The 9,123-nt window shown below is 35.2% G+C and carries 10 protein-coding genes; 2 read left to right on the top strand and 8 right to left on the bottom strand.

Annotated elements, in window-relative coordinates:
• On the top strand, positions 1–1,556 hold a 1,556-nt coding region (locus EHW90_RS01280), incomplete at its 5' end, for an IS1634 family transposase (protein WP_124952610.1).
• A gap of 286 nt (positions 1,557–1,842) precedes the next feature.
• Positions 1,843–2,316: a CYTH domain-containing protein gene (locus EHW90_RS01275; protein ID WP_124950615.1), complete on the top strand. Its 474-nt coding sequence runs from the start codon at positions 1,843–1,845 to the stop codon at positions 2,314–2,316.
• A 32-nt stretch (positions 2,317–2,348) separates the two neighbouring features.
• Here EHW90_RS01275 and EHW90_RS13400 read toward each other — a convergent pair whose 3' ends face one another.
• The 8 genes from EHW90_RS13400 to dhaL all read right to left on the bottom strand — a co-directional run bounded on the left by EHW90_RS13400 (position 2,349) and on the right by dhaL (position 9,123).
• On the bottom strand, positions 2,349–2,552 hold the full coding sequence (locus EHW90_RS13400; protein WP_243113880.1) for a hypothetical protein: 204 nt from the start codon (positions 2,550–2,552) through the stop codon (positions 2,349–2,351).
• Between the two features lie 62 nt (positions 2,553–2,614).
• Positions 2,615–2,776 carry a hypothetical protein gene (locus EHW90_RS13395; RefSeq protein ID WP_243113879.1) on the bottom strand — a complete coding sequence of 54 codons (162 nt, stop codon included), beginning with the start codon at positions 2,774–2,776 and terminating at the stop codon, positions 2,615–2,617.
• A gap of 5 nt (positions 2,777–2,781) precedes the next feature.
• The gene (locus tag EHW90_RS01265; protein ID WP_124950613.1) at positions 2,782–3,954 is read right to left on the bottom strand and encodes an ATP-binding protein; all 1,173 of its coding nucleotides are present in this window, start codon (positions 3,952–3,954) and stop codon (positions 2,782–2,784) included.
• 140 nt (positions 3,955–4,094) lie between these two features.
• Complete coding sequence (locus EHW90_RS01260; RefSeq protein WP_124950612.1) at positions 4,095–5,297, bottom strand: iron-containing alcohol dehydrogenase; 1,203 nt, start codon at positions 5,295–5,297, stop codon at positions 4,095–4,097.
• A gap of 8 nt (positions 5,298–5,305) precedes the next feature.
• Positions 5,306–6,292 (bottom strand): TRAP transporter substrate-binding protein, encoded by a 987-nt coding sequence (locus EHW90_RS01255; RefSeq protein ID WP_124950610.1) that lies wholly within the window; start codon positions 6,290–6,292, stop codon positions 5,306–5,308.
• Positions 6,289–6,756: a YcxB family protein gene (locus tag EHW90_RS01250; RefSeq protein ID WP_124950608.1), complete on the bottom strand. Its 468-nt coding sequence runs from the start codon at positions 6,754–6,756 to the stop codon at positions 6,289–6,291. Before EHW90_RS01250 ends, EHW90_RS01255 begins: the two co-directional genes overlap by 4 nt.
• 189 nt (positions 6,757–6,945) lie before the next feature.
• Positions 6,946–7,389, bottom strand: a complete 444-nt coding sequence (locus EHW90_RS01245) for an RpiB/LacA/LacB family sugar-phosphate isomerase (RefSeq protein WP_124950606.1) — start codon at positions 7,387–7,389, stop codon at positions 6,946–6,948.
• Positions 7,390–9,123, bottom strand: a complete 1,734-nt coding sequence (gene dhaL, locus EHW90_RS01240; protein ID WP_243113878.1) for a dihydroxyacetone kinase subunit DhaL — start codon at positions 9,121–9,123, stop codon at positions 7,390–7,392.

Below are 9,123 nucleotides of genomic sequence, written 5' to 3'. Positions count from 1 at the left end.
AATGGGCTCGTGCTGAGGCAAGACTTGAAACACAAAAATATAAAGAAGAAAAAACAGTAAATATTTCTTTTAACTCCAATAAAAGACTTCAACCTCAACAACAAGTCTTCTATCGTGGGGGATATCTGTTTTTGCAATACTTTTATTATAAACTTGGCTTGGATAAAGTTTGCAGAAAAATAAGGGATAAATATAGCTTCAAGTTTGATATCAACTCGATATTATCAGATTTGATTTACTCAAGAATACTTGAACCTTCCAGTAAACGCTCAAGTTATAAATGTGCACTGGACTTTTTGGAGCCGCCGTCTTACCAACTACATGACGTGTACCGTTCTTTAAATGTACTTGCTAAAGAATGTGACCTTATACAATCTGAAACTTATAAAAACAGCCACTTATTAGGAAAACGCAATGATAAGATTCTTTTTTATGATTGCACCAATTATTATTTTGAGATTGAAGATGAAGACGGAATTAAGAAATATGGCAAAAGTAAGGAACACAGACCAAACCCTATAGTACAAATGGGGATGTTTATGGATGGTGACAGCATTCCTCTTGCTTTTTCTCTATTTCCGGGTAATGCTAATGAGCAAACTTCTATTAAACCTCTTGAAGAAAAGATTTTAAACGAGTTTGACTGTCAAAAGTTTATTTACTGTAGCGATGCAGGACTCGGTTCGGAAAAAATAAGAAAATACAATCATATGGGCGAAAGAGCCTTTGTCGTTACACAATCTATAAAAAAGCTTAATGCACAAGATAGACAATGGGCTTTAGACACTAAAGGATTTAAACGTTTGTCTGATGATAAAGTAGTAGATTTATCAGAAATATCAAGGGATGATGAGGCTATATATTACAAAGATGCTCCGTATACGCCTAAAGATTTATCTCAGAGACTTATCATCACATATTCACCTAAATATGCCAAATACCAAAAAACTATTAGAGAAAAACAAGTTGACAGAGCTAAGCTAATGCTTGAAAAAGGTAGCATCAAAAAAGAAAGGCGAAATCCTAATGACCCTGCCAGGTTTATTAGTAGCCTTGCGGTGACTGATGATGGAGAAAAGGCAAATGTACATAACTTTCTTAATACAGATAAAATAGATGAAGAAACTAAGTATGACGGTATGTATGCTGTCTCAACAGACCTACTTGACGATAATGTAAGTGAAATACTAAGTATAAGTGAAAAGAGATGGCAAATCGAAGAGTGCTTTAGAATTATGAAAACCGAGTTTGAGGCAAGGCCTGTGTACTTACAAAGAGTTGACAGAATTACGGCTCACTTCTTAACTTGTTTTTTAGCATTGATTATTTACAGATATCTTGAGAAAGCTTTAGAACACAAATATACATGTGAAGAGATTCTAAAAACCTTAAAGGATTTTAATTTTGCGTATGTAAAAGAGCAAGGTTTTATACCGCTATATAAAAGAACGGAGCTTACAGATAAGCTACATGAGATTTGTCATTTTAATACAGATTTTGAATTTATAACAAAAAGTCAAATGAGAACAATTAAAAAACAAAGTAAGGGAAAATAAAATACTATTTTTTTAGTTTCAAAACGAAATGTAAATACCCTCCAAAGCCGCTAAAACAAAGGGTTTGAAGGGTATTTTATCTTTCAAAACTGTCAAAGACGGGATTATAACAAATATAAGTCAAATGTACAATATTCCTATACCTGTTATATACAAATATTTCCTTTAATTGTTGTGAAAAATTATGTATACTGATTTTGAACCGGAAAATAAGGTGAAACAGGCTTACACTTTAGCTGTAAGATACTTTTTGAAACAGAATCAACTTATACTATGGAGGAGTACTATGGAAAATATAGAAATAGAAAGAAAGTTTCTTGTAAAAAAAATACCGGATAATCTTGATACCTATGAGAGGATAGATATGACTCAAGGCTACTTAAATACCGACCCTGTAGTCAGAGTGCGAAAAGAAAACGATGACTACGTACTGACCTATAAGGGCAGCGGTCTGCTCTCACACAGTGAATACAATCTGCCGCTGAATAAAGAAGCATTTGAGCATTTGCTAAAAAAATGTGACGGTATCATTATATCAAAGAGCAGGTATAAAATTCCTCTTGATAATAATCTCATAGCGGAACTTGATATATTCAAAGGTGATCTTGACAGCCTCAAACTGGTAGAGGTGGAGTTTGGCTCGGTAGAAGAAGCCGATAATTTTACTCCTCCTGAATGGTTCGGAGAGGATGTGACAACAGACGGCAGGTATCATAATTCGTATATATCTAAGTATGGGTTGCTTAAGTGGAGATACTGAAAAAAGGACTTGAGCTTTTGCTCGAATCCTTTTTATTTTTCTATTTTACTTATTCCGCTTGTAATTCCGGCAAATATACCGTCTGTATTCTTCCTCCACAATTTATCAAATGCAAACTCCGCTTTAATCAAATACTCGTTTAAATTATTAACCTTATTAAAATCACTTTTAAACTCCTTCTTTGACTTGCTTCCAAGCAATTGAAGTATATTCTTTATATTACAGCTTCTAATCAATTCATCCTCTAAATTGTAAACTTGCGGTATAAGTATAACTTCTTTTATCTTTTTATATTTCTCTAAGAACTTCGTTTTTTTATCTCTCGTTCAACCACATTAAAGACATCTATTTTTCCGGGTCTTATAACATTAAATTTTTCATCCTTACACTTACTCAATATCTCTACAAGAACTCTTTCGTTCTCACCTTCCACATAATAATGGTATTGACCCAATTTCATTGATCTCACCCCACATCTTCATCTAATACATCATCTATATCATTGTCTCCATATGCCAAATCATATATTAACTCGATTCTTGGTGCCACTGCAAAAATATCATTATCTACTGCATTCCTTACCGAATCTGTCGCTTTCTTTAATCTGTTTGATACCGACTCACATGAAATAATGAATTTGCCCCCTATATTTTCTTTTCTCATAAACATAAAGGAATGCTTAGGTAAATCCATATCTGTAATGTCCAGATTATGTGTTGTAAAGAAAAGTTGTTCTCCATCTCCAAGTTTTGATATCATTACTGACAGGATAGCCTTTTCAATATCACTATGTATATACGAAAACTTCTCATCACAATAATAAAATCCGTTCCTATGCTCCATAAGCGCAGTAAGAAAACCTGATATTTCAATTCCTGCTTTCGTTCCGCTTGAAAGAATATTGTTAGGATCCAGTACTTTGCCTTCCTGTATTATAAGATTATTATTATTCATCACTATAGCATAAGTATGTTCAATACTGTCAACTTTTTTTATATCAATAATAGAATTATCTAATGTCATCAACACATTTTTCAAAACTTTTAAATACAGTTCATTCTCCAAGTCATCAACTTTTATATCTCGAATATAGTAATTTGAATCCATAGGATATGTAAAATTCCATCCAAGACCACTTGATTTTGAAACCTTTTCTAATGCCTCTAATCCTTCAAAAGCCTCCACTTCTTTTCCATTTTTCATTCTTTCTACGCACTTTTCATAGCTGTCACCTTTTTTGATATTTACACACTTCAACGATATTTGGCATCGTTCAATAGAATATTCTCCCTCTTCGGGCGGTATAATAACTTCCAGCGAAGATAAAGTATTCTTGTCGGAAACATAGTCTATTGAGAAAACACTTTCTTTTTTATTATCAGATATTCTATCTGTTATATTCAATAATTCCTTCCTCTTCATAAAGTTGAATATATACATAAGTATTTTTCCAAAAGAGGTTTTTCCACTTGCATTAGTACCCAGAAGTATATTCACTTTCTTATATCTGAAATTAGGAAATCCCGGCAAATATTCTCTTTCTATAGAGCTGTTCACTATCTTTTTAGGATATGAAAAATCGGCATGAAAATCATCAAATGCACAAATATTCTTTAACTTTACATACATAACAATCATAAGCCACCTCCTGTTATTACTTCTACTCATAAGAAGTAATATGATAATTATAACATATTATAATTATCGGGTCAAAGTTGCTAAAGCCTAAAATAAACAAAAAAGCTTCAGGAACCTCATCCTAAAGCCTTCTTATTATACTATCTTGCCGCCATGTAGATATTGTACATATCATTGTAGTCAAGTGATTTAAAACTTCCTATACTTCTTGATTTATTATAGGAACAGTTTATTGCCAATTCCTCACAGTCCTTTTCACTTACCTCTCTGTTAAGAAGCTCATGTAAACTTACAGGCATTCCGACAGACTTGAAAAATTCTACAGTTCTTTCAATTCCCATATCAGCAGCCTTTTTATCATCAGTCTCAACTACTCCATATACCTTTCTCGCAAATCTTGCAAATCTTGATATATTTTCATCCTTAACGTAGTTTGCCCAAGAAGCCCAAACAGCGCTGAGGGTTGCACCATGTGTGGAATCAAAGAGTGCCGATATAGCCATTCCAAGCTGGTGGCATGACCAGTCACCGTCTCTTGGTGTATCACCTTTAGCGCCCAGTCCTGTAAGACCTATATGAGATACACTGCCACACCACATAACTTCACTCATCGCTTCATAGTCAGTTGGATTTTTTACAGCCTTTACTCCAAACTTTATAATATCTCTAAAAAGTCCCTCAGCCATTTCATCAGTCAAATGATTTCCGAGAATATTTGTAAAATATCTCTCGGCTGTATGCATAAAAATATCTGCCACACCTGCACCTATCTGATACTTAGGTAAAGTATAAGTAAGCTCCGGATCCATTATAGCAAACCTGCATCTGTTATAATCTGTAGTAATACCCTTCTTTATATGAGTTCCTGTAACATCATCTGTAAGCACTGCGGAATCACTGGTTTCAGAGCCTGCCGCCGCAATAGTCAAAACAGTGCCGATAGGAGTGGACTTTTCCACCTTCTTTCTTTGAAAGAAAAACTCTTCTATATCTGTATCCGGATTTGCTACACCGATTGCAACAAACTTTGCGGTATCTATTACACTTCCGCCGCCTACAGCCAGTACAAACTCAGCTCCGAACTTAAGAGCCTCCTTTGTCATCTCCTTTGCCTTACTTAAAAGAGGATTCGGTACAACACCGCCAAGTAAGAGTACATCCATACCCTCAGACTTTAACTTATCTTCCACCAAATCAAGCAGTCCGCTTTTCTTTGCACTGTTTCCACCGACGATAACAGCAACCTTCTTTACTCCGAACTCTTTTATTAAAGTACCGATATCATTCCTTATTCCGGCTCCGAAAACAATCCTTGTAGGTGAATAATAATTAAACTTTTGCATATGCTACCTCACTTTTCATTTATTTTATTTATCAGACCCATATAGTCACTACAATACTTCTCATAAAGCGGCTTTAAGACTTCCTTAAAATGTTCTCTTTCATTTTCTGAAAGTGTATTTATCTTAACGCCTTTTTTAAGCAGCTCATCTTCATAAAGCCTCTCCTTTTCATCCCAGATTTTCCTCTCATAACTGCTGCTCTCCAAAGCCGCCTCCCTTATAATATCTTTATCCTCATTAGATAGTTTGTCAAATGTCACTTTTGAACAAATCTGCACCTCAGGCACTCTGGTGTGCTCATCCTTAGTATAATACCCGGCATATTGAAAGTGAAGTGCCGAAATATAAGACGGAGTATTGTTCTCCGCACCGTCTATTACACCTCTTTGAAGCGCACCGTATACTTGCCCGTACTCCATAGCCACAGGCTCAGCTCCAAGCATCCTCACCATATCTTTCATAAGTTCGGACTGCTGTACTCTTATCTTAAGTCCCGACAAATCTGAAATATCTTCTATAGGTCTTTTACTGTTATAAAAGCTTCTGGCACCCGCAGTATAAAATGAAAGCGGCTCAATACCTGAACCTTCAAAATCTTCAAAAATTTCCTTTCCGACATCACCTGACAAAACATTCCACATATGCTCATCATCTCTATAAAGATACGGCATCTGCAAAACATTGAGTATAGGAATCTCATTTGAAAGCGGCGATATAGAAGCTCTTGCAAAATCTATTCCACCAAATTTTATCTGCTTTATAACACTAAGCTCATCCCCAAGCTTTCCGTCATACACCACATTTATAATTATCCTGCCCTTGCTTTTTTCTTTGACCAACCTTGCAAATTCAAAAGCTCCAAGCGTGGTAGGATAATCCTTCGGATGATTTTCGGCATAGGTAAATACATACTCCGCCGACATTTTCTTTCTTACACATGAAGTATTAAGTACGGCAAAACAAAGTACAATAAGAAGCCACAACCTAACCCTCATCGCTTTATTTTCTCCGATATATATCCAAACACCTTTTTATAATTATCTCCTACAACCCTCTTTGTAAGAATATAACCGTTTGTATTATCTGTAAAAATGATAAGCATTCCCGGAAATCTCTTAAAGGCCTTTATCTTCTTCCAGTCTATATACTCGCGCTTGCCCTCTACCTCTACGGCGATACCTCTGTCACCAAATTCCAGGCTAAGCTCCTTGAGTGCTTTTGCATTTCTCCTTGCCCTGTTATACATAATCACGGGCTGAAACAACACAAAGAAAAGTACCGCTATTACAAGCACCACCCTAAGTAAGTCGGTAGCGTCATCCCACCTTGCATATATCAGTGCAATCATCGCAACTGTAAAAATAATATTCACAATCCCCGCCAAAGAGGAATATAAAAAGAAAAAAGACAGCTTAAAAAGTTCAAAAGCTGTATTCCTGTAGTGAAATTTGTAATTCATAAAGCCTCCGTGAATTAAATTAAAAACAGTGTATAAAACTTAACGTTATTTTATATCAAAACTGAAGGGTTGGCAAATATGGAAAAACCTACACTTCTCTTATAGTAAAGCTACCATATTTACCATAACTAAATTAAGGTTACAAATTAGCATTTTTTAATCGCTACTTTGTAACCTTATTTGTTTTAATCACCTTTTCACATCATACTCAACATAAGCATCCACCTTTATCTTAGAGGGACTCTTATCATCAAATTCATTTGTAAGAAATGCATATATCAACTCTTCTCTAAGTTTATCACCGATTGTAAATGCTCCAACACAGGCTATATTTGCATTATTACTCAATACAGCTCTCTTAGCAGAATAAATATCTGAAATCAATGCAGCATATGCTCCCTTTACTTTATTCGCGGCAATAGACATACCGAGTCCTGTACCACATAGCAGTATCCCTCTATCAAAGTTTTTATCAGCAACCTGTTCTGCCACCTCTATTGCAACATTGGCATATATTGCATCATCACTTCCAAAATCTGTAACTTCACCCAAATTGCTCTTTTTTATAAATTCTATTAATCTATATTTCTCTTCAACTGCATTTGGATCCGAACCTATAGCTATTTTCATCATCTATACCTCCAATTTCCCTTCTACGAATTCTCTCATACCCTGTATTATCAAATATACTGATGTTGCTCCTGCATCTTGGAATCCAACTGCCCTTTTGCCTAAAGACTTAGCTCTTCCAAATTTAGCCACATATTTCTTTGTATTTTCTACGCCTGTTCTTGCAGCCTCCTCAGCAGCTAAAAGCATTTCTAATAACCCTTTATCGGCATTATTCTTCATAGCTATAACTACAGGATGCAATGCATCTACCATTGTTTTATCGCCAAGTCCTGCATGCCCTATCTCAACCACAGAATTTAAACTCTTTTCTTCCATATCAGCCAGATCAAATGCTGTTAAAGATGCTTTTGGTGCCTTGTCTTTAGCACCTGCTAAATACATACTTCCAAAAATCACTCCTGAAGCACCACCCATTGACATCAACATTGCATTACCTGCCTCTTCAAACAATTTATATGCACTGTCTACACCATTTAGTTTATGTAATACTTTTTTTACTTTTTCCATCCCAAGTGCCATACCTATACCATGGTCGCCGTCTCCTATCTTACTGTCTACTTCTGTCAAATATGGCTTATTGGATATTATTTTATTTGCAATGTAAAGTAACATATTTTTTGTATCACTTACATTTAGTGTTTCCAATACACCGGATTTACTTCTTTCAATTGACTCATTTTCAACATTTTCATTTTTTACTTCAAAGAAATTTTCGCTATCATCAGACTCGGTTATATGATTTACATAACTTCCTTTGGCATAATATGGGGAGAAACATGGCATATCATAATATTTTTTAAGTTCTTCATCTATTCTGAATACAGAAATTGAAAAACCTCCCATTTCCATACATGTACAATAAGAACCTACATCTGCATCATGTACCTTTAAACCATCTTTATGCATAAGTCTATATAAATTATAATAAACTATATTTAATTCAAATAATGGCGTGGATCCGAGACCATTGATAAGGACACAAACCTCGTCTCCTTTTTTCAGGTCCATCTCTTTTTTTATTTCACTATACATTCTGTCTACTATGGTCTCAGCATCTACAAGTTTTGTTCTTTCGATTCCGGGCTCACCATGTAATCCCATTCCGTATTCCATCTCATCATCTTCAAGCTCAAATGTTGGTTTATCATTTCCCGGAAGAGTTGCAGGACTTGTTGCTAACCCGATAGTACTCACATTATCCCTTGCTTTTGAAGTAATCCTATGAACTTCCTCTAAAGACTCACCGGCATCCGCCACCGCACCGGCTATCTTAAATACAAATACATCTCCTGCAATTCCTCTTCTATCATATTTTCTTTCTTTGGGTGCGGATGAAAAATCATCCTGAACTCTTACATTCTTCGTTTTAATACCCGCGCTATTACATAAATATTCTGCCATATCAAAATTCAAGTTATCACCGGCATAACATCCATATATAAACAGAACACCCTTACCCTGATCCACCTCTTTAGCTGTATCAAAAATCAACTTAGGATTTGGAGATGCACAAATATTTCCACATGCTACAGCATCTGCTAAACCTGCTCCACAATATCCTGTAAAAAGTGGCTCATGTCCACTTCCACCACCAATAACGATGGCAACCTTATCTTTTCTATGCCCTTTATATATAATAGAATTTTCATCTTTTAACTTTTTATAATATCTATTATAAGCATATACATATCCGGATAACATTTCTTCAACTGAATTTTCAATATCTTTATTCAA

The organism is Lachnoanaerobaculum orale (assembly GCF_003862485.1).
In the GTDB taxonomy this organism is placed as follows: domain Bacteria; phylum Bacillota; class Clostridia; order Lachnospirales; family Lachnospiraceae; genus Lachnoanaerobaculum; species Lachnoanaerobaculum orale.
The sequence above is the reverse complement of the archived record's forward strand: the minus strand, read 5'-3'. Positions and strand labels throughout refer to the sequence as shown.